Genomic DNA, 18954 nt, shown 5'->3' on the forward strand with positions numbered 1-18954 from the left:
GCTGGTCTCCCTTTGTGAGTAGAGCGCAAACCAGCCACGCCTTGATCTCTGACGATGCGATACCAAGAATTAACCTGGCTGGGAGAGATACCGAAATGAGCCGCAGTTTGCGCACGACTTACTTGATGTGTATGCACATACTCTACCACGGCAATCTTGAATGCTTGAGAGTATTCAACTTTTGTATGCTTAACTTTCAGAGATTCGAGACCATGAGCCTTAGCTTGATTGACCCAGGTTCGAATATTAGCGCGCGAAGGAATACCATATCGAACGCTGAGCTCTCTGTAACCAATACCGCCTTTCAAGTATTCAGAAACCACTTTTGCCTTTAATTCGTTACTATATTTGGTCACAAGAAATGCCCCACAATCGTTAGACTTCTTGTCTAACAATTGTAGGGCACTTCAACTTTGGGGGCCTTTTAGTATGCGGAGGAATAAACGTGGGCATAACGTCCTGCGTTTAAAGGGGGGTGCTTACGTATGGCCAGCTGGAATAGTAATATTCGCCATCTCGCTCATACCAAGCATTTCGCGCGAATTGCCGCGGGACTGTTGGTCTTTTTGACCGCGCTGCAGCTAGTACCAACGCGTCCAAGCCCAGCTAAGGCAGACAGCGTCAGTACCGAAACCTACGCCACAGACCCAATTAATGCCGGCACCGAACAGGATGTTCTGTTCGAAGCCGGCCGGTTTGCGTTGTTTGGGGACACGGTAAACCTTGGTCATGTCACGTTAGAGGGTAACTTTGCGGCCAATACTTTGAGCGGCAGTACCAGCGTTGGCACGCGGATTAATCCATTGTATCCACATGATGCCCAGAATAACGCGATTGATTTGTTTTATATCAATCATTTTGCTGATAAAAATGATCCGCCTAATTTCAACGGCGGCAGCTTACCAAAAACTAAAATTGTCGTCGGAGCAGATAATACTGTCTCCGGCCAGCTCCTTAATGACAGATCGTACGATGCTAAAACAACACTCTCTCAAAACCCGGACTACATCGATATCGATGGTACCTTGAGTAAATTACGGAGCTTGTCCAAACAATATGCACAGCGGGGCTATCAGTTTAACCAGCTGACGGGCTCGCAATTGACGAACCTTGGCATCTCGCCACCAGCCAGCGCCGGCATGACGCTGTACGACATGAATAACATGAACGCCAGTGACACCAGTCAGACCTACGAAGATACATATGCAATGAAAATTCAGAAAACCGATTCAGAGGGTAAGCCGCTGGCTGGCGCGATTTTCGAGCTTCAATATCCGACTTTTCCTGAAGATGAAGCGGATGTGCGCTATGACAGAAAAGGTTTTGCTATTCCCACTGGGTGGGCCAGTGTCTGGGATTTGATTCAAAAAGGTGGACGACTTCCGCAACTATACGGTTGGAATGAAACGACTAGTAAAGATGACGTGAACCAGTTGGATGACGACGATTCGGATCCGACCAATCAACGCACGGCATCGCAAGTGAGCATTGCAGAAAAAGAAAAAACGGGGAATCCCCAGTATCAAAATGGCAAGCTGGTGCTGAACGATAAGGTACTTAACTTGTTTGACCGCAATCATAATCTCATCACTGATCAAGCAGCTTACATTGTGGCGATGACAACGCTCGCGGGGTCTGTAGGTGGTGATGCCGATATCAACGGCGGATCAATCAATGTTTCCTTGAATATTCCTGGGCGGTATCGCTTTTATGAATTACAGGCCCCAAACGGATACAGACGTGATAGTAGCACGACCACTCAAGTCGATACGTTGACCACGGCGGTGTCACCGGAAGCCAAGGTGCTGACGATTCCGTGGACCGCGATGTACACCCAACCCACTTCTGACAGCAATAAGTCCATCAGCGCTTTATATCTGCTGAATGTCAGCTTTGCCAAGAATTCAGTACCAATCATTATCAATGTGGATTTTACTGGCGCACCAGATGATATCAAAGCTAATGCGCCAAACGTACACATGATTGCCCCAGAGAATTCTGGTGGGAATGGCAAGGCCGTTGCGCTCGACAAAACGATTAATTTTGTCGACAACGAGTTCATGAACAAGAATACGAATAAAATTCTTTGGAATTTTATCAATACTGGTAATCGCACGATCAATGTTGCGAATGATAATCTCCCAGGCACAATTTTGGCACCAAGTGCTTCGATTTCAGCAGATGGTGGACACGTTTTTGGTTCGATTATTGCTAAAACAATTACAGTGGGCAGCGGAACCATCCACCGCTGGGATTTCGACTATCAGATCTGGTCTAAAAACAACAACAAAACCTTACCGAACAAACCTGCCGCAACCACAAACGTGACGGTTAAAAAGCAATGGCAAGATTTGGAAGCGACCGAGACGGCTAGGCCGACGACCGTCAAAATGCAGCTGTACCGTCGCACAATCAATCCTAGTAACGGTGCAACTAATTTCGAACCGATCGAAGATCCCGTCACGTTATCCGCACAGAACGATTGGCAGCATCAGTTTTCTGGCCTGCCAACAAACGATGCCAATGGTGACAACCAAGCGTATTTGGTCAAAGAAGTCGATGAGCCAGCTGATTACACGCCGATATACGATATCAGCTATGCGGCCAATGGTGACATGACCACGACTGTCACCAATGTGCAAGATGGCTTCACCATCACAAAGCTAGCGCAAGGGACGACCCACCAACTGGCCGGCGCGGAATACAAGGTCTGGTCGTTGCCGGCGGGAATTAGCCAGTGGACGGAGACCACGACGACTACAACGGCGGATAATCTTAATCCGCTGGTGGGGATGCATCAAGGTATCTACCTGATTCAGGAAACAAAAGCGCCGGCTGGTTACCTGCGGGATCCGACTATCTATGGACTCAAACTCAGCATGACGAACCACGAGACCATTGCGACGAGTTGGCAAACCCCGACCGCAGATGGCACACCGCATTTTGCCTGGCAGACGCAAACCTTCAGTAAGGTCGATTTGACCCAAGCACAGGCGGCAGCGGCGGCCGACAGCGGGTGGTACGACTTAGCGGCGGCTAACAGTGATGGGGCTAATCCAGTTGGCTTTTCCAAGCCGGCTGGCACGACGAATCAGGTGTATTTCACCCAAGAAGACGTGCTGAAACCACTACGGGTGATTAAGGTCGATGCCGACGATGATAATAAGACCTTGTCTGGTGCTACATTTCTCATGGGATTATTGAATGCGTCCAAGACGTATACCACTGATGCCGATGGTCTGCTGCCAGAATTGGGCATGAAACCCGATAATGTCTATCAGGTCCGAGAAACGGCGGCACCGGTTGGCTATAAGCAAAATGGAACGCAAATCTGTCTCACCAATGGTCGAATGACTGATGATAATGGTCAGCCGCTGAATAATACCGACCTTGAGGCATTGCCAGTGGTGCTCACAGAAAAAGAAGATGCCTTAGAGCTGCGGTTCAAAGATGAATCTGCGGCGAAACCGTGGCAAATTGCCGTACAAAAACTTGATTCGGATACTGACAAACCACTGGCTGGGGCGGTCTTTACGTTAACCACTTCATCAGGTAGCACTGTACTAAAACCCGATCAGATGGCTACTTCAAGCGTCGGATTCAAACCAGGTACTAGGCTAACCGTCAATGAGACTTCGGCACCTTCTGGTTATGCTTGCTTGACTGGCAATGCAGTGATCGATATTTCTAAATCAGATAAAGAACCTACTGTGACGTTGAACGGTGATTTTAACACATATGTCACGGTTAGCTATTATCCTAGTGAGAAGGCCGGGACGGTGTTGTTGAAGATCAGAGATCCGAAAAAAGGCATTCTGCCCAGAACTGGTGGCACCGGTCCGTTGAAGCCCTTCCTGCTCAGTGCATTACTAGCGGCAGTCGCGATGATGTTATTGGGGATCGCATGGCTGCAACACAAGAGAGAGGGTGAGGACCGATGAAAAAAGCCTTAGTTAGGGTCCTCATCGTCAGTCTTGGCTTATTTACGGCTGTAATGCTGGCGGAGATCAAGCCGGTACAGGCGGCCAATCAAGTGACCATCACCGTCACCCAAGGGGCGGTAGAGACGCCGGCCCGCGGTCAGCCAACGACGGTGTATGATTTAACGCCAGTTGTGCAAAACACCACCGATCTTGCTACTTTGCAAGCCACTTTACAAGGCTTGTCGGAGCAGCAAGCGAAAACCTACGTGATCCAGCATCACCTCAAAGCAGTTACCCGCTTCACGATGCTTGATAAGCAAGCCATTTTTACCGCAACACCAGGGCGAACTTACCTGCTGATTCAGCAGTTGCCCATCATGCGTCGCGGCGGTGACTGGGTCGCCCCGATCGTCTTCACTGCTGGTTCAGCGTCAATGACGCTAGAGGAAAAAGCCGTGTCAGCGCGCGCTGCGCCCTATCTCTACAAATATGGTCAGAATTCAGTGACGGGTCGAACAGCACCACTGGCCGGGGCAGTTTTCGCGCTACGGCGCTGGCGAGCGGGTGGCTGGCAATACCTGACGCAACAGAGTACTTGGCTGGCCACGAGGCAGCCCCTTTTGACTGCGGCAGTGGGCCGCTTTACCTCTGATCATACGGGCCTGGTTCTTGCAGATGTGGCGCTGGCCCCGGGGGAGTACCAGTTCACTGAACTGGCGGCGCCGAATGGCTACACTATCACGGAGGCGGCCAAAGCCATCCGCGTGCAGGTCGTTGAAAGTGGGATGGTTAGCGTGCGCGGGGCGCCGTTGAAGCCGCTGCTTGCTGGGCATGCCTCCAGTAGCGAAGCTAAGCGCTCAGCTTTGCGGGTGTATAACCCTACCACGACTATTCCGTACCATCCAGATGGTGGCACTACGCCGCCACAGTCACATTTGTGGCTACCGAAAACTGGTGAGGACACTTTGAACTTATTGTTAGCCGGACTGATCACAATGATTATTGCCGGATTCCTATGGCATCGCACAATTAATCAAGAAGAATTGAAATCTAAAGGGGATTAGGATAATGATGACAGGAAAGAAACTCAAACATTTACTTGCGACCGTACTGCTAGTCTTACCCATGACCGTTTCTGCAATTATGAGTACTGCCCAAGTGGTGACGGCAGCGGAAGCAGAGACCACGACGAACGTAACCGTAACTAAGGTGTTGTTTGATACAACAGCCGCGAACAAACTTGACCCGACGGCCAAAGATAACGACTCCGTTTTTGATAACCAAGGCAAGTCTGTGACTGATTTACAGGGCGGGAAAGTCCTGCCTGGCGTCACGTTTAAGGTCTATAACATTACCGATCAATACACGGCTGGTGATGATGCAACCATTCAGACCGCAGTCAAAGATACTGGGGATTATTCCAAGTACGGTGACGCCTTTGCAGAGGGTGTGACAGACGATAAAGGCCAGGTAAACTTCAAACTGGATAACCTTAAAGACGGTAAATATCAAACCTACATGATTGTTGAAACGAAATACACCGACGCTGAGACTGAGGCCACGACTGATGCTGAAGGTGAAAAGACTGCGGTGGACGAAGGGCAGACAATCGTCAATCGAGCTACTCCATTGATTGTGACGATGCCTTTGGACACTGATAAAACTGGTGATGCCGTCTATCTCTATCCGAAAAACTATGAGGATGACATGACCACCAAGGATCTGAGTGAAACAAGCAAAAAAGATTATTTTGACGCAAAAACTGGCCAAGCTTCTGCTGGCCTTGGTGACACGGTCTCATACACGATTAAAGAAGTCATCCCATTCGATATCGCAGAGCGAACCAAGTTTAATGTCTTTGATCAACCATCGGCAGGACTGGAAGATCAGTTGAATACGGTCAAAGTCACCGATGAGAATGGTACTGATGTCACTGATAAGCTGTTTACCAAAGCCGGCTATCCAACGGATGAGACCTCAGCTACGCCTAATGGGTTCTCATTAACCGGTAATATGAAAGCTCTGATTGGCGAAGTCGTGAATGATAAGTCCACCGGGTACGCCGGCAAAACTTTGACGATTACCTATAATGCTGTGGTCACGAAAGCTGATGTCCAGCGCTTGGATAACACAGTCACGACTGATTATGGCAACAAGCCGCATACTGAAACGGGTAAAACCCCAATTTATGTCGGTGGTAAGCGGTTCGTTAAGGTTAAAACAGGGGATGCGGCTACTAAACTGCAAGATGCCGTCTTTGTCCTGACCGATAAAGATGGTAACATCATTGTTCAAGACGGCGACATGTACGTGGCGTCAGAAGTTAAAGCAGCTGCTCTTGACCTTCAGAAGATCAACGCCGATGCTGGTGGGGAGACTGTCACTGATAAGAAGAAAACAGTTCTTGAAGGACTGGTTTCAGTGATGTATCCAAAGTCTGAAAGCCAGGCTTCCAGTTCTTCTGAGTCAAGTGTGTCTGCTAGTTCAAGTAAGGTCGATATCCCCCAAAACCCAACCCCAGTCCTGAGCGTCTCAGACGGCGACGGTGCATTTGAATTTACCGGTTTACAATACGGAACCTATCATGCAGTTGAAGTTGCAGCACCGAAGGGTTATGCGCTAGCAACAGATGCTAAGGAATTCCAAGTTTCGGCTACTTCATATTACAAAGATGCAGATAAGATGACGGATGGCAAGGCTGATCCGCTTCTTATTGAGAACGCCCCTAAAGGTGTTCTCCCTCATACTGGCGGGATGGGGATCTACCTCATCATCGCTGCCGGTATGGCCGTGATGATTGCTGGTTTCCTGTTCTTGAAGAAGGGCAGCCACCACGAAGAGGTCTAAGCACTACTGCGATTAATCATCAATGAAGTGAGAAAACGCCCACGCGGCGTTTTTTCATCTGGGGAGGAGGCTCGACATGGCGAAGAAAAAGCCACATCCTAGGCGCTATTTAGTCACGCAAATCATCGCGTTTTTGCTGCTGCTCGTGGGTGCGGGCGTGGCCCTTTATCCGTTTTATGTCGGACCACTGAATGATTTGATGGACCGTGCACGGGTGGCCAAAGTCGAGAAAATTAACGCGAAAAATGGCGCCAAGCAAGAAGCGGCGATGGCAAAGGAAAATGAGAAGCTACGGCAGCAAGGCATTAACGCGAATGCGGATCCGTTTTCCGGCCTCAGTAAGTCAGCTAAGGTGAATATGAAGCGCGACATGTTAGGCACAGTCACTGTACCGAGCATTAAGCTGACCGTTCCACTGTTCAAAACGTTGGTTGAGGAAACACTGGCAGTGGGCGCGGCTGTGGTGCCAGGAACGTCGATGCCGTTGGGCGGGGCCGACACGCATACCGTGATTGCCGGCCACCGTGGCTTGGTCGATCGCCGCTTATTCACCGATTTGAACAAGGTGAAAAAAGGAAACATTTTCGTGCTGAAAGTGTTTAAGAAGCACTTGGCCTATAAAGTGTTCCGCATTCAGGTGGTTAAGCCCGAAGACACCGGAACGCTGAGGATTGAACCTGGTCGCGATTTGGCTACGCTTTTGACATGCACACCGTACATGATCAATTCCCATCGCTTGCTGATCACCGGCAAACGGGTGCCCTACACCCCAGCCATTGCCAAGGCGGTAAAAACCTCAGAACGCAATGAAGATTGGCGTGAAATTGGCATTTTGACCGCGGCGATTTTAGGCTTGCTGGCGATTATCGGCCTGGTCGGGCGCCACATCCACCTGCTTCTGCTCAGACGGCATGTCTTCCGCTTGCTGTTTTACCGAGTTGATGGTGAAGGCCGGCCGGTGATGGGCGCGACTTATCAACTATGTAAAAAGAACGGCAAGCCGCTCTACCGGCACGGTGAAAAGTTGACGGTTACCACTGATGAGGATGGACGAGCGCTTATTGATCATTTACCAGGCGGCGTCTATGTGCTTAAGGAGCTGACGCCAGCGCGCTGGCAGGTGCGGGTAGGTAAGAACAAGCTGCGGCAGCAGCGGATGCGCTTCTATCCGAAACGCAATCAGGCGGGCTTGGTCAGTTATACTGACAGTCGCTGGGAGATTAAACGATAGTTGTCCGGACACTAAATGAGCACCGTCGACAGTTGCCGGCAGTGCTCTTTTTGTTTCACCCATGAATATACCGAAATTCCTGTGTTTCACCACCGTACCCCCAAGAATCGGCGCCGACGTCCTGCAACACGATATAGCTGGTCGTGGCCACATGCGGCAACAGCTCGGTCATGGCTTGGTAGGCGGCCTTGAGAAAGGCTGCTTTTTCATCGCGGGTGTTGGTGCCAGCGGTGAGTTTGATCTCAATAAAGAAACTCGACTGGTCTGGCGCAAGTGCCTGGCCGCCGATGAACCAGTCTGATGGGGCGCTAAAGTGCACATCCACCGCGGCAGCTGCGGCGTTTTTACCGAGTTTGGTGACGGCGAGGTCGGTCAAAGTGCTGGCGACCTGTGCGGCAGTGACAGTAGTCGCATGGGTAGCGATACGAACACGTAAATATGGCATATGATTGCCTCCTTTATGGCTTCAGAATAGATGCCCTTCGCGATGTTGGGAATGACGAGATTGTGCTATGCTTATCGCAAACAGTGATAAGGGAGGTGCGCCATGCAACTGCAAGACTTGGAAATCTATGCGCAGCTCTATAAGCTACGGTCCATCAATCAAACGGCGCTCAGTCTGGGCTTTGCACAGTCGAACATCTCGGCCCGACTGAAGGCCATCGAGGCTGAGTTTGACGCACCACTGTTCACGCGCACGTCGCAGGGCGTTGTGCCTACCGCGGCGGGAGACAAGTTTGCGGCGTATGCGCAGCAAGTCTTGGCGGCGACGACGGCAGTGCGAACGGCGCTCCGCCCTGCGGCGGCCAAACCCGAGATTTTGATGTCGAGTTTGCTATTTGATGCGTTAGTGGTGCAGCAAAATCGTTACGATCTGGCCGCCGCGCACTACACCTTGATGAGTTCCACCGCGATGGCGGGATTAACAACTTGCACCGCCGCGACAGTCGTCACTTATGCACCCTTTCATGTCGTCGATTATGCACTGACCGACCGGGGCCGGCTGGACGCGGCGTTTTTGCAGGCGCAAGGCGTCACTCCTGAACGCGTTCCGGTGTTGGTCAACGCCGACCGGTTATGTCCCTTTCGGCGGCGGAGTCTGAAGTTCGTGAAACAAGATCTTAGCCGCGTGCAAGAAATCGATTCTTGGGCCAGCATTTTGCAGCTGGTGGAATCAGGACGCGGGGTGGCGCTATTGCCCCGGTATCTGGCCGCTAAGCACCACTTGGCGGTGGCTTGGCCGGCTCACCATTATCAAGTGCCATATGCGACCTGGACGCGGCGCTGAATCACCGCCAAAGGCAATTTCTGTTTCACGTGAAACGAGCCTGGCGATCGCCTGAATTCCCGGTGTGAAACCGGACGCAATGCGCTACAATAGAGGTATCAGCAAAGGAGGCGAGCGGATGGCAATGGTTGAGTTGAAACGATACACCGTCGTCAATGAATACGGCGAATATCTCGAAGACGATGACTTACTACTTTTGCCGGGTTGGACCAAGGATCTTAAGAAGACGTGGATTACCTACAGCCAAGTTGAAGCGCAGCGCGTGGCCCATCAAGCGGAAGGCGTCGCTTGCGAGCTCAAAGCCATCCCGCTGGAACAGGCGGCCGCGCCGCAGCCGCATCGCGGTGTGCCGATTGCGGTGCAAAAGCAGGTCATCACCTTGTGGCAGCAAGGCATGTCCTACCGGAAAATTGCGAGCCTGCTGAAAATCTCCAAGTCGTCAGTCGGTAATATTGTGAATAAAGATTAAACTAAGGCGGCAACGCCTTTTTCTTTTGCCTTAAAAATGAGACATGTCAGATTATCTGACATAATCACTCGACAGGGTCAGCACCGCCCGTTATGCTTTGAACATGACATAGAAAGTGGTGATGAACGTGAAACGTTGGGGGATTATGGGTTTGCTATTGGCCATCGTGGCCATACTGGTGGTGGGCAAGCCAGGAGAACCGGTGCAAGCGGCGGAAAAAACTTACACTGTCGGCACCGACGTCACGTTTGCGCCGTTTGAATTTACCAACCAGAACAACCAGCAAGTCGGCATCGATATTGACATTTTGAAGGCGATTGCCAAAGCAGAAGGCTTCAAGCTGAACATCAAAGCCACCAGCTTCAATGGCGCGGTGCAGGAGCTGCAAGCCGGCCAAATCGACGGCGTGATGGCTGGCATGAGCATCACCAAGGAACGCAAGGAGATGTTCAACTTCTCCGACCCGTACTTCAAATCTGGCGTGGTGATGGCGGTGGCCAAAAACAGCAAAATCAAAGGCTTTGCCGATTTGCGCGGTAAGCGGGTGGCAATCAAAACCGGCACCGCGGCCGGCGCTTATGCCAACTCCATCAAAAAGAAGTACGGCTTTACGACGGTTACTTTCGATGATTCCAATAACGTCTACCAAGACGTCATCGCCGGTAACTCCGCGGCCTGCTTCGAGGATAAACCGGTGATTCAGTATGCGATTGCTACCGGCCTGGCGCTGCGCATCACCAAGATGAAGCTGGCGGATCCGAATAACTACGGCATTGCGGTGCAAAAATCCGATCCTGAGTTCCTGGCCACGCTTAATCGCGGTCTGAAGAAATTGCGCCAAACCGGCGAATATGACCGTATCATTACCCGTTACCTGGGGAACGGCTCACAAAAAGAGCAAACCGAGAAAGCCAAAGCCGCCGGCAGTACGGACCACAGTTTTGGCACTTTGCTGAAGCAGAACTGGGGCACGTTGATGAGCGGCTTGCAGGAAACCTTGGCGCTGACGTTGGTCGGTATCATCTGTGCCACGATCGTCGGGGTGCTGATGGGTCTGCTAGGGGTGGTGCCGAGCCGCTGGGCCCAGGGCACTGCCACGACCTTCATTTACCTGTTCCGCGGTTTGCCGCTGATGGTGCTAGCCCTGTTCATTTACACCGGGGTGCCGATGGTGATTGGCACTAAGATTCCAGCGTTCGTCGCTGGGATTATCACCTTAACCCTGAATGAAGGCGCGTATACCGCGGCGTTTGTCAAAGGTGGCATTGGCGCGGTGGATAAAGGCCAGATGGAAGCCGCACGGTCGTTGGGCTTGCCATGGGGCAGAGCGATGCGGCGGGTCATTTTACCGCAAGGCATCAAAATTATGATTCCGAGTTTCATCAATCAATTCATTATTACGCTGAAAGATACGTCGATTCTGTCGATTTTGGGCCTGCTTGAGCTGACTCAAACCGGGAAAATCATCATCGCCCGCAACATGCAGGGCTTCAAGATTTGGACCATGGTGGCGCTGATTTATCTGATCATCATTACGCTACTGACTTGGCTATCGAACTGGGTGCAAAGGAAGGTGCAAGCATGACCACACGCATTGAAATGAAAGATGTGCACAAGCGCTACGGGGATAACGAGGTCATCCGCGGCGTCAATCTGAAGGTTGAGGATAACGAGGTTGTGGTGCTGATTGGTCCCAGCGGCGCTGGCAAAAGCACGGTGCTACGCATGATGAACGGCTTGGAAACCACCACTTCAGGCGAAATTCTGATTGACGGCGTCGACATTGCGCGGCCGCATGTGGATATCGACAAGGTGCGTGAGAACATCGGCATGGTGTTCCAGCATTTCAACCTGTTTCCGAACATGTCGGTGCAAAAAAACGTCACTTTGGCGCCAGTGGAGTTGGGCCTCATGAACCAAGCCGACGCCGATGCGGCGGCGCTGCGAATGCTGGATACCGTGGGCCTAGCCGATAAGGCAGAAGCGATGCCGAAAACTCTCTCCGGCGGCCAAAAGCAGCGTGTGGCCATTGCCCGAGCGCTGGCGATGCAGCCTGACATTATGCTGTTTGACGAGCCAACTTCGGCGCTGGATCCAGAAATGGTGGGCGATGTGCTGGAGGTCATGCGTAAGCTGGCGGCGCAGGGGATGACCATGGTGATTGTGACCCACGAAATGGGCTTCGCCAAGGAAGTGGCTGACCGCGTTGTCTTCTTTGAAGGCGGCGAAATCAACGAAACCGGGACGCCAGAGCAAGTCTTCGACCATCCACAAAGTCCACGGCTCCAGAGCTTTTTACAGAAGGTGCTGCAAGCTTAGCGGATCCGAATCAAAAGTCCCAGCTGACGGTTCAATGTCGGCTGGGACTTTTTGTGGGTCTAGAATTTTTGGTGTTGATCGTCTAGCCCCTTTTTAAATAACATAAAAGCACCTGGTCTCCCTGGTGCTAAGCTTTAAGCGACCATACGCAAAGACATTTTTTGCCGCAATTTGCGGACTTTTTTATTATGCGTCATATGGTGTCCGACCGGTTTGATATCCTCAAGGAGGCGTCAAGAATAGACAACTCAGGAGGACTTATCATGAAATGGATGCAATCTAAGTGGCTGTGGGTGACCGTGGTTGTGGTCGCAATCATCGCAGCGGCGGGATACATGCTGTGGCCGCGCTCAGCCAAGCCGAAGCTGGAAGGGCAGGCCTGGACGGTGACCGCCACTGCCACCGGCAGCGATTTTACCGCCAAAAATGAGGCGGTATACTTCGCGGATGGCCGGGTTTATCCCATTAAGCACAACATCGTGCAATTGGATTCCGGTCAGGCGGTGACCTACCAAGGTAAAAATCAATTTGTCGTGGCGGGTGCCACCGGTACGGTGAGCCAACACAGCAAGCAGGCCGTAAGCGGCACCATCACCGCCGGCGGCAGCAGCGGTCAATTCACCCTGACGGCGCGCAAAGGCGTCATCGTGCCCAAGAAAAAGGCGATGACCGCTGCGACGATCAAGCGCCAGTTCAACATCGTGGCCGTCCACTACAACGAGGGCACCACCTTGCGCATCGCGCCAGCCGCCGACACCGACGGCTCGATTAAGTACACCAAGCACAACGGTCAGTTCCGGCTGGGTCAGTTCAAATACAAGTCCAAGCACCTCTGGACCACCTATTCGGACAAGCAGGCTGTCGTCAAGCCGACCAAGACGTTGAACTTGGATGTTACCGCCGCGGCGCTGGAGACCTTGGTGAATGAACAGGTGAAGACGAAGCTGTTTGAAGAGGAGTTGAACGATATTGCCACAGTCGGCTCGAAAGCCACGGCGGCGTATCTGAAGCAAACCCTTGCTAGCAAGGTGACGCAAGCCTATCAGCTGCACGACGCCGACAAGAACGCCAACATCAACCAATCGCCGAAGATCTACTACAACCGCCAGTACATCATGGACCGCATTCAGGTGCCCGAATTCAATCGCCGGATGATCACGGATAAGCAGTATCAAGCCATCGTGAAAGACCCGATTCGCATCGTGCGCGTGTTGGTGGTTGAATATCGCGGCGGGCACTTCGATGACGGCGCCGACGCTCGCGGCAGCATCATCTATGATCCCTTCACCGGCAAGGCTTTGCTTGAAGGCGACCGCGAAGTTACCATCAACTAAATGCTGTGATTCTGCCCGCTGCGTGCGGGCTTTTTTGCTGCCCGCGACACATTATGACCGACTGAGATGATACGCTAGGTGGCGACGTCAAACATTCACTGGGTCAAAGGAGTAGGGTATGAAAAAAATGAGGTTATGGCTGGCGGCTGTTCCGCTAGCTTTGGTGCTCGTGGGCTGCGGGCAAAGTAGCACGGAGACCGGCAGCAAGGCGAGTGCCAGCAAGGCGAGTGCCAGCAGTAGTAGCGTGGCCAAATCGTCAAGCATCGTCAAAGTGAAGGAATCTAAGCCCAAGTATGCCAAGGACTTTAAGGCGGTGACGATTCCCAAGAAGATGCAAGGCAAATGGTATGGTTACGCGGCGAATGCCAACAATCTCACCATCATGGACTTTGCGCAAAACGCGGTGACGCTGACTGGAATGGACAACGACGGGAAAACCAAGTTGACTTACGATCCCGATGTGCGCACCAAAGAAGATCAAGAAGCCCGGTCCGCCAGCAATGGGGGCAGTGTCGGAGGGCCGACGCTCACCGCTGGCGACAAATATCGCCAAGCCAACTGGGTGGCCGCCAAACAAATCACCATGAATGGCCAAGCCGGGCTGAACCTCTGGAACAACTGGTACATAGCTGACGCAGGGACGTTTTACACGTTGGCCCAACGGAAAATCGGTAAGAAGTTGCACACGGTGCTGCTGGATCCGATGAACCACGCCATTTTCTACCGCGATAAGTCACGCTTTCTGGATGATGAAGGCAATGACGCCAGTGGTGTGGCGCAAGTGATTCCCACCGACGATGATTTCTTCGTGTTGGCGTTTCTCAAACAGTCCGGTTTTTCCCTTCGTTACGCTTACGAATCAATTGTGGAAGAGCCAAGCTGGAATTTCGTTCTGGGTGATCATGGCAGCAAGATCTATAGTCCAGGCTCCAAGCCGACGGATCAGATTTATGTCATGCCGACTTACCTGAAAGGGGTGACGGCTGACGCCGTGACGTACCAGATTGATAATTCGAAGAATCCCGACAAAAAATATCGGCATAGTGAACCGTTTACCGAGACGATGAGCAGCTTGGAGAAAAGGATGTTCACCGGCAATTCGAATGAGGATGACATGATCATGCTTCAAGCGATTCGGGTCAAAATGGAAGAGAATGGGGCCAAGATCGAGTAGTCAAGTTGGAGCCATCAGCATGAACAGTAACTACCGCATCGCCGAGTTGCTGCTGCGCCTGCAAGTCGGCGAAACGCTCGACGCCAATGAACTTGGGAAGGTGACGAAGCGGCTGTTCGCTTCCTTGGCTCTCAATCAAACCAAAAAGGACCGGGACAAGAAATCTTCGTGATTTCCGAGTCTCGGTCCTTTTTTGAAGGGGTTACGTCATACCCCATTCCTACGATTAGTCAGTGAAGACACTGTCGCCATTGGTAGAAATAATCTGGCGATAAGTTTCGAAGCTGTCTTTCTTGCTGCGGGCCAAGGTGCCATGGCCTGCGTCGTCTTTGTCCACGTAAACGAAGCCATAGCGTTTGCTCATCTGGCCAGTGCCAGCGGACACAATGTCAATTGGGCCCCACCAGGTGTAGCCCATGACGTTGCAGCCGTCCTTGATGGCCTCGCCGATGGCCTGAACATGGGCCTTGAGATATTCGCTGCGGGCCGGGTCGTGAATGCTGCCGTCAGCGCTGACGGTATCCTTCATGCCGAGCCCATTTTCAACAATGAACATCGGGCAGTTGTACCGATCCTGCACCAGGTTGCACATCCAGCGCAGGCCTAGCGGATCAATCTGCCAACCCCAATCGGTGGCTTTTAGATAAGGGTTGGGCTTACCCACCGCGCCCCCAGTGTCGCCATACAGCGGGGTGCCGGCGGCGTAGGTGGAAGAGCGGTAGTAAGAGAAGCCTAAGAATTCGGACGGGTAGTCTTGAATCAGCTGCAGGTCGTCCGGGCCCATCTCCAGTTCAAAATGATGCTCGGCAAAAATGCGCTTGGCGTAGGCCGGATAGGCACCGCGCAGCTGAACATCGGCCGAGATGAAAGTGCGCCGCTGCATCTGCATCGCGCCGAAGACATCCTCTGGCGCGCAAGTTGCAGGATAAACGGCGGCCTGGCTGAGGGAAAGCATGATCCCCATGTGGGCGCCAGGCATCAGTTCGCGCGCCAGCTTAACGGCTTTGGCGTTGGCCACATACATATTGTGCTCAGCTTGGTAAATCTGCTGGGTGCGATGGTCGGTGTCGCCGGTCAGGTCAATCGCCGCAGCGGCGTAGGGGATGGTGTGGGTGTTGTTCATTTCGTTGAACGTCATCCAGTAATGCACAACGTCTCCGTAGCGAGTGAAAATGGTGCGGCAGAACCGCTCATACAGGTCAATCAGGTGGCGGTTGGTCCAGCCGCCATACTTGTCATGCAGGGCCAGCGGCGTTTCATAGTGGGAAATGGTGACCACCGGCTCCATGCCGAGTTTTTTCATGGTCGCGAACAGGTCGTCATAGTACCGCAAGCCGGCTTCGTTAGGCGTGGTTTCTTCACCAGTGGGGTACAGCCGGCTCCAGGCGATGGACGTACGGAAACATTTGAAACCCATTTCACTCATCGCCTGTAAGTCTTCATGATACTTGTGGTAAAAATCGATGGCTTCGTGATTAGGATAGTATTTCCCAGGCAATACGGTGTCATCGTGCTCGCTTTTACCAATGCCATGCTCAGTCACATCCACCAGCGATGGCCCTTTGCCATCCGCTTGCCAGGCCCCTTCTGCCTGATTAGCAGCAATTGCGCCGCCCCAAAGAAATCCTTTTGGAAAAACTGTCATGGTTCTGCCTCCTGCGCCTTCAAGACGCGCTTCAAAATGAATACGCCTCCATTCAAGCACGAAGCGCCAGGGATGTAAAGGCGGGCCGTGGCGCTGCCGGTGGGCTCCACTTGGGCGCCGGCCCGGCTGTGCGGCCGGGCCGAGCCACAGACCGGTCTCGGCCCGGCTATTCTCATCGCTCATTATCTAGCGTTTGCTGGTTTTTCAAGGTATGATAAAACTCGGAGGTGCAGCATGAAATCAGCATTATACCAACAAGACGTCGCCGCGACTGCGGCCTTGGCTTTGCCTTGGGACAAGCTCCAAGGTAAGACGATTTTGATTACTGGCGCCAGCGGGTTAATTGGGAGTTTTCTGATTGACGTGTTGATGCAGCAAAATCACACCCAGCAGCGCGACTGCCACATTATCGCCCTAGGGCGCAGCGAGGCGCATGCCAAGGCGCGGTTCAATGAATATTGGGATGATGACCACTTCACCTTTGTCAGCCACGATGTCAACTTGCCGCTGACCGACGTCGCTATTGCCGACGTGGATTTTGTGCTCCATCTGGCCAGCAACACGCATCCGGTGGCGTATGCCAATGACCCGATTGGCACGATTACCGCCAATATCATCGGCACGCAAAACCTGCTTGAATTCGCCGTGGCGCATCACGCCCAGCGGTTCGCGTTCGCCTCTTCGAATGAGATTTACGGCGAAAACCGCGGGGATGTGGAGCTGTTCAAGGAAGATTACTGCGGCTACATTGACTCCAACACCTTGCGTGCCGGCTACCCGGAAAGCAAACGCGCCGGCGAGGCCTTGTGCCAGGCTTATAAGCGGCAAAAAGGGCTGGATGTTGTGATTCCGCGGCTGACCCGTAGCTATGGCCCGACGCTGGCGCGCAGCGACACCAAGGCGATGACGCAGTTCATCCGCAATGGCGTGGCGCGTGAGGATATCGTGCTGAAAAGTGCTGGCACTCAGCATTATTCCTATACGTACGTCGCCGATGCCGTGTCCGGTTTGTTGATGGTGCTGCTGGCCGGAGTCAATGGTGAGGCGTATAACATTGCTGATCAGGCCTCGAATGTGATGCTGAAAGACGTGGCTGCGATGATTGCCAAAGAATCCGGCAATCAGGTGGTGTTTGAACTGCCAGACGCGGTGGAGCAGGCTGGCTTCAGTAAAGCCACGAAAGCATTACTGGATCCAAGCAAGTTGCAAGCGCTGGGCTGGCATGCCCAGTTCGATATGGCAACCGGGCTAGCGCATACGCTACAGATTTTGCGGGCAGAAGCCTAACTTAAAAAAACTCGTTCTGACCGCGGTCAGAGCGAGTTTTTGATTCCAAGTTAATCCGCATGCCGCCAGGTGGGGTCAGTGATGATCCGCGCCATGGCGAGCCCCAGCGGTAAGGCGACAACCATCATGGCCGCTTGAATCAGCCAGCTACCGCCGACGTCAACATTGCTCAAGCCGAGGTTGAACATGGCGCGGTACATGTAAAGCCCTGGCACCATGATGACAATGGCAGGGACGGTTAGCGAAATCCGGGGGTAACCGTCGCGCCGGTTGGCCAGCGAAGCGAGAAGACCGGCAAGCAGCGCGCCGAGAAATGCCGCTGCCGCTGGCGGCAGGCCAGCGCTACTGGAAAGCGTTAGGCGCAGCGTATTGGCAAGCGCCCCAATTAGCCCAGCCATCGTGGCCATGGGCACGGGGCTGTTGAACATAATCGAGAAGCCGAACACCCCGCAGAAGCTGGCCACAATCCGCAGCCCCAGCAGCGGCCAAAACGACAGGCCCAGCGGCAGAAAGTTTTCCGGATGGAATTGCACCAGCATCGCCACCACCCAGCCGGTGAGGGTGGCGACCACAATGGTCAAAATGGCGAAGGTACCGCGTTCTAAACCCGAACGCATGTCGAGCTTGGCCATATCTAAGCCAGAGGTGATGAAGGGGAACCCAGGGATGACGAACAACATCGCTCCGATGTAGCCTGCTTCATGCGCTGCCGCAATGTGAAAACTCATTTCTAGAAGCTTGAAAACGGCAAAATAGGTGAGACACGCCGCTGCCACGCTGACGGCAACATGCGCCACCAGCGTGATGTGGCGGTCGATCATTTTCCGCCGGGTGTAGTTGCCGACTCCGGCGCCGAAAAAGGCACAAAGCATTTCGATGGGGCCGCCGCCCAGCAGAAAGACGAAGGCCGCGCAGGCCAGAGCCGACGCCAAGCCCACCTGCAGCGGTGAGAAGTTGCCGGAGCGGCGTTGAATGGCATCCAGACGCTCATGCACTTCATGCACGGTTAAGCCGGTGCAGTCCTCCTCGAAATGGTTGACGAAGACTTCCATGGCATGCAGGCGGTCGGTGTTCACACCGCTGCTGGGCAAGGCTAGTGTCTGGGAATAATGGCGGCCATTTTCAAAACAGGTGTATTCCAGCGTGATCAGCCCGACATCGGCGCTGCAAGTTAGCCCCAAGGCGCGGGCAATGGTGTTCATGGCCTCGCGCACCCGCCACGCCCCAGTGCCGCAGGCCAGCATCATCAAACCCACGCGGCCCACAATGGTGGCCCGCTCGGTCAAGCGCACCTGGGTGACAGGCAGGGCCTCCCCTTTGGCAAAACGGTGCCAGTGAATGGTCATGTGGTGGGGTAAATTAACCGGCGCAGTGGCTGGCTTTGGTTCTTGGTCTTTCATGATAACCTCCAAATGAAACTATAAGGTTTAAGTTACC

Annotated in this window: 16 protein-coding genes; 12 read left to right on the top strand and 4 right to left on the bottom strand. The window is 53.0% G+C overall.

Going from position 1 to position 18954, the window contains the following annotated elements:
- Positions 1-356 (bottom strand): helix-turn-helix domain-containing protein (locus AAA927_RS02305; protein ID WP_338215342.1); only part of this gene is annotated, 356 nt, incomplete at its 3' end.
- 129 nt (positions 357-485) lie between these two features.
- Here AAA927_RS02305 and AAA927_RS02310 point away from each other — a divergent pair.
- The 4 genes from AAA927_RS02310 to AAA927_RS02325 all read left to right on the top strand — a co-directional run bounded on the left by AAA927_RS02310 (position 486) and on the right by AAA927_RS02325 (position 8001).
- The gene (locus tag AAA927_RS02310; RefSeq protein ID WP_338215344.1) at positions 486-3941 is read left to right on the top strand and encodes a SpaA isopeptide-forming pilin-related protein; all 3456 of its coding nucleotides are present in this window, start codon (positions 486-488) and stop codon (positions 3939-3941) included.
- Positions 3938-4987: a SpaA isopeptide-forming pilin-related protein gene (locus AAA927_RS02315; protein ID WP_338215346.1), complete on the top strand. Its 1050-nt coding sequence runs from the start codon at positions 3938-3940 to the stop codon at positions 4985-4987. Before AAA927_RS02310 ends, AAA927_RS02315 begins: the two co-directional genes overlap by 4 nt.
- A 4-nt stretch (positions 4988-4991) precedes the next feature.
- Positions 4992-6770, top strand: a complete 1779-nt coding sequence (locus AAA927_RS02320; RefSeq protein ID WP_338215348.1) for a SpaH/EbpB family LPXTG-anchored major pilin — start codon at positions 4992-4994, stop codon at positions 6768-6770.
- Between the two features lie 76 nt (positions 6771-6846).
- A complete protein-coding gene (locus AAA927_RS02325; protein WP_338215350.1) occupies positions 6847-8001 on the top strand; it encodes a class C sortase in 1155 nt (384 codons plus the stop codon).
- Between the two features lie 55 nt (positions 8002-8056).
- On the opposite strand, the gene AAA927_RS02330 is transcribed toward AAA927_RS02325, so the two are convergent.
- Positions 8057-8446 carry a tautomerase family protein gene (locus AAA927_RS02330; protein ID WP_338215352.1) on the bottom strand — a complete coding sequence of 130 codons (390 nt, stop codon included), beginning with the start codon at positions 8444-8446 and terminating at the stop codon, positions 8057-8059.
- A gap of 102 nt (positions 8447-8548) precedes the next feature.
- Between AAA927_RS02330 and AAA927_RS02335 the strand changes: the two genes are divergently transcribed.
- From AAA927_RS02335 to AAA927_RS02365, 7 genes are all read left to right on the top strand, one after another.
- Positions 8549-9289, top strand: a complete 741-nt coding sequence (locus tag AAA927_RS02335) for a LysR family transcriptional regulator (RefSeq protein ID WP_338215354.1) — start codon at positions 8549-8551, stop codon at positions 9287-9289.
- A gap of 118 nt (positions 9290-9407) precedes the next feature.
- Positions 9408-9758: a helix-turn-helix domain-containing protein gene (locus AAA927_RS02340; RefSeq protein WP_125583020.1), complete on the top strand. Its 351-nt coding sequence runs from the start codon at positions 9408-9410 to the stop codon at positions 9756-9758.
- A 145-nt stretch (positions 9759-9903) separates the two neighbouring features.
- Positions 9904-11343: an ABC transporter substrate-binding protein/permease gene (locus tag AAA927_RS02345; protein WP_338215763.1), complete on the top strand. Its 1440-nt coding sequence runs from the start codon at positions 9904-9906 to the stop codon at positions 11341-11343.
- Positions 11340-12077, top strand: coding sequence for an amino acid ABC transporter ATP-binding protein (locus AAA927_RS02350; protein ID WP_338215358.1), 738 nt, complete (start codon positions 11340-11342; stop codon positions 12075-12077). Before AAA927_RS02345 ends, AAA927_RS02350 begins: the two co-directional genes overlap by 4 nt.
- Positions 12078-12340: 263 nt before the next feature.
- The gene (locus tag AAA927_RS02355; protein ID WP_338215360.1) at positions 12341-13411 is read left to right on the top strand and encodes a hypothetical protein; all 1071 of its coding nucleotides are present in this window, start codon (positions 12341-12343) and stop codon (positions 13409-13411) included.
- A gap of 118 nt (positions 13412-13529) precedes the next feature.
- Positions 13530-14585, top strand: coding sequence for an LptM family lipoprotein (locus AAA927_RS02360; RefSeq protein ID WP_338215362.1), 1056 nt, complete (start codon positions 13530-13532; stop codon positions 14583-14585).
- 19 nt (positions 14586-14604) lie between these two features.
- Positions 14605-14757: a hypothetical protein gene (locus tag AAA927_RS02365; RefSeq protein WP_338215365.1), complete on the top strand. Its 153-nt coding sequence runs from the start codon at positions 14605-14607 to the stop codon at positions 14755-14757.
- A 54-nt stretch (positions 14758-14811) separates the two neighbouring features.
- Here AAA927_RS02365 and AAA927_RS02370 read toward each other — a convergent pair whose 3' ends face one another.
- Entirely contained in the window at positions 14812-16230 is a 1419-nt protein-coding gene (locus tag AAA927_RS02370) for a glycoside hydrolase family 1 protein (protein WP_338215367.1), read from the bottom strand.
- 234 nt (positions 16231-16464) lie between these two features.
- Here AAA927_RS02370 and AAA927_RS02375 point away from each other — a divergent pair, with 234 nt between their 5' ends.
- Complete coding sequence (locus AAA927_RS02375) at positions 16465-17517, top strand: NAD-dependent epimerase/dehydratase family protein (protein WP_338215369.1); 1053 nt, start codon at positions 16465-16467, stop codon at positions 17515-17517.
- Between the two features lie 50 nt (positions 17518-17567).
- Here AAA927_RS02375 and AAA927_RS02380 read toward each other — a convergent pair whose 3' ends face one another.
- The gene (locus AAA927_RS02380) at positions 17568-18917 is read right to left on the bottom strand and encodes a threonine/serine exporter family protein (protein ID WP_338215371.1); all 1350 of its coding nucleotides are present in this window, start codon (positions 18915-18917) and stop codon (positions 17568-17570) included.
- Positions 18918-18954: the final 37 nt, after the last annotated feature.

Origin of the sequence: Lacticaseibacillus salsurivasis (genome assembly GCF_036246225.1) — a bacterium.
Lineage (GTDB): Bacteria > Bacillota > Bacilli > Lactobacillales > Lactobacillaceae > Lacticaseibacillus > Lacticaseibacillus salsurivasis.

Excerpts from the sequence above, each read along its gene's own strand:
- AAA927_RS02310 (WP_338215344.1), top strand. The coding sequence starts at position 486 with ATGGCCAGCTGGAATAGTAATATTCGCCATCTCGCTCATACCAAGCAT.
- AAA927_RS02315 (WP_338215346.1), top strand. The coding sequence starts at position 3,938 with ATGAAAAAAGCCTTAGTTAGGGTCCTCATCGTCAGTCTTGGCTTATTT.
- AAA927_RS02320 (WP_338215348.1), top strand. The coding sequence starts at position 4,992 with ATGATGACAGGAAAGAAACTCAAACATTTACTTGCGACCGTACTGCTA.
- AAA927_RS02325 (WP_338215350.1), top strand. The coding sequence starts at position 6,847 with ATGGCGAAGAAAAAGCCACATCCTAGGCGCTATTTAGTCACGCAAATC.
- AAA927_RS02330 (WP_338215352.1), bottom strand. The coding sequence starts at position 8,446 with ATGCCATATTTACGTGTTCGTATCGCTACCCATGCGACTACTGTCACT.
- AAA927_RS02335 (WP_338215354.1), top strand. The coding sequence starts at position 8,549 with ATGCAACTGCAAGACTTGGAAATCTATGCGCAGCTCTATAAGCTACGG.
- AAA927_RS02340 (WP_125583020.1), top strand. The coding sequence starts at position 9,408 with ATGGCAATGGTTGAGTTGAAACGATACACCGTCGTCAATGAATACGGC.
- AAA927_RS02345 (WP_338215763.1), top strand. The coding sequence starts at position 9,904 with ATGGGTTTGCTATTGGCCATCGTGGCCATACTGGTGGTGGGCAAGCCA.
- AAA927_RS02350 (WP_338215358.1), top strand. The coding sequence starts at position 11,340 with ATGACCACACGCATTGAAATGAAAGATGTGCACAAGCGCTACGGGGAT.
- AAA927_RS02355 (WP_338215360.1), top strand. The coding sequence starts at position 12,341 with ATGAAATGGATGCAATCTAAGTGGCTGTGGGTGACCGTGGTTGTGGTC.
- AAA927_RS02360 (WP_338215362.1), top strand. The coding sequence starts at position 13,530 with ATGAAAAAAATGAGGTTATGGCTGGCGGCTGTTCCGCTAGCTTTGGTG.
- AAA927_RS02365 (WP_338215365.1), top strand. The coding sequence starts at position 14,605 with ATGAACAGTAACTACCGCATCGCCGAGTTGCTGCTGCGCCTGCAAGTC.
- AAA927_RS02370 (WP_338215367.1), bottom strand. The coding sequence starts at position 16,230 with ATGACAGTTTTTCCAAAAGGATTTCTTTGGGGCGGCGCAATTGCTGCT.
- AAA927_RS02375 (WP_338215369.1), top strand. The coding sequence starts at position 16,465 with ATGAAATCAGCATTATACCAACAAGACGTCGCCGCGACTGCGGCCTTG.
- AAA927_RS02380 (WP_338215371.1), bottom strand. The coding sequence starts at position 18,917 with ATGAAAGACCAAGAACCAAAGCCAGCCACTGCGCCGGTTAATTTACCC.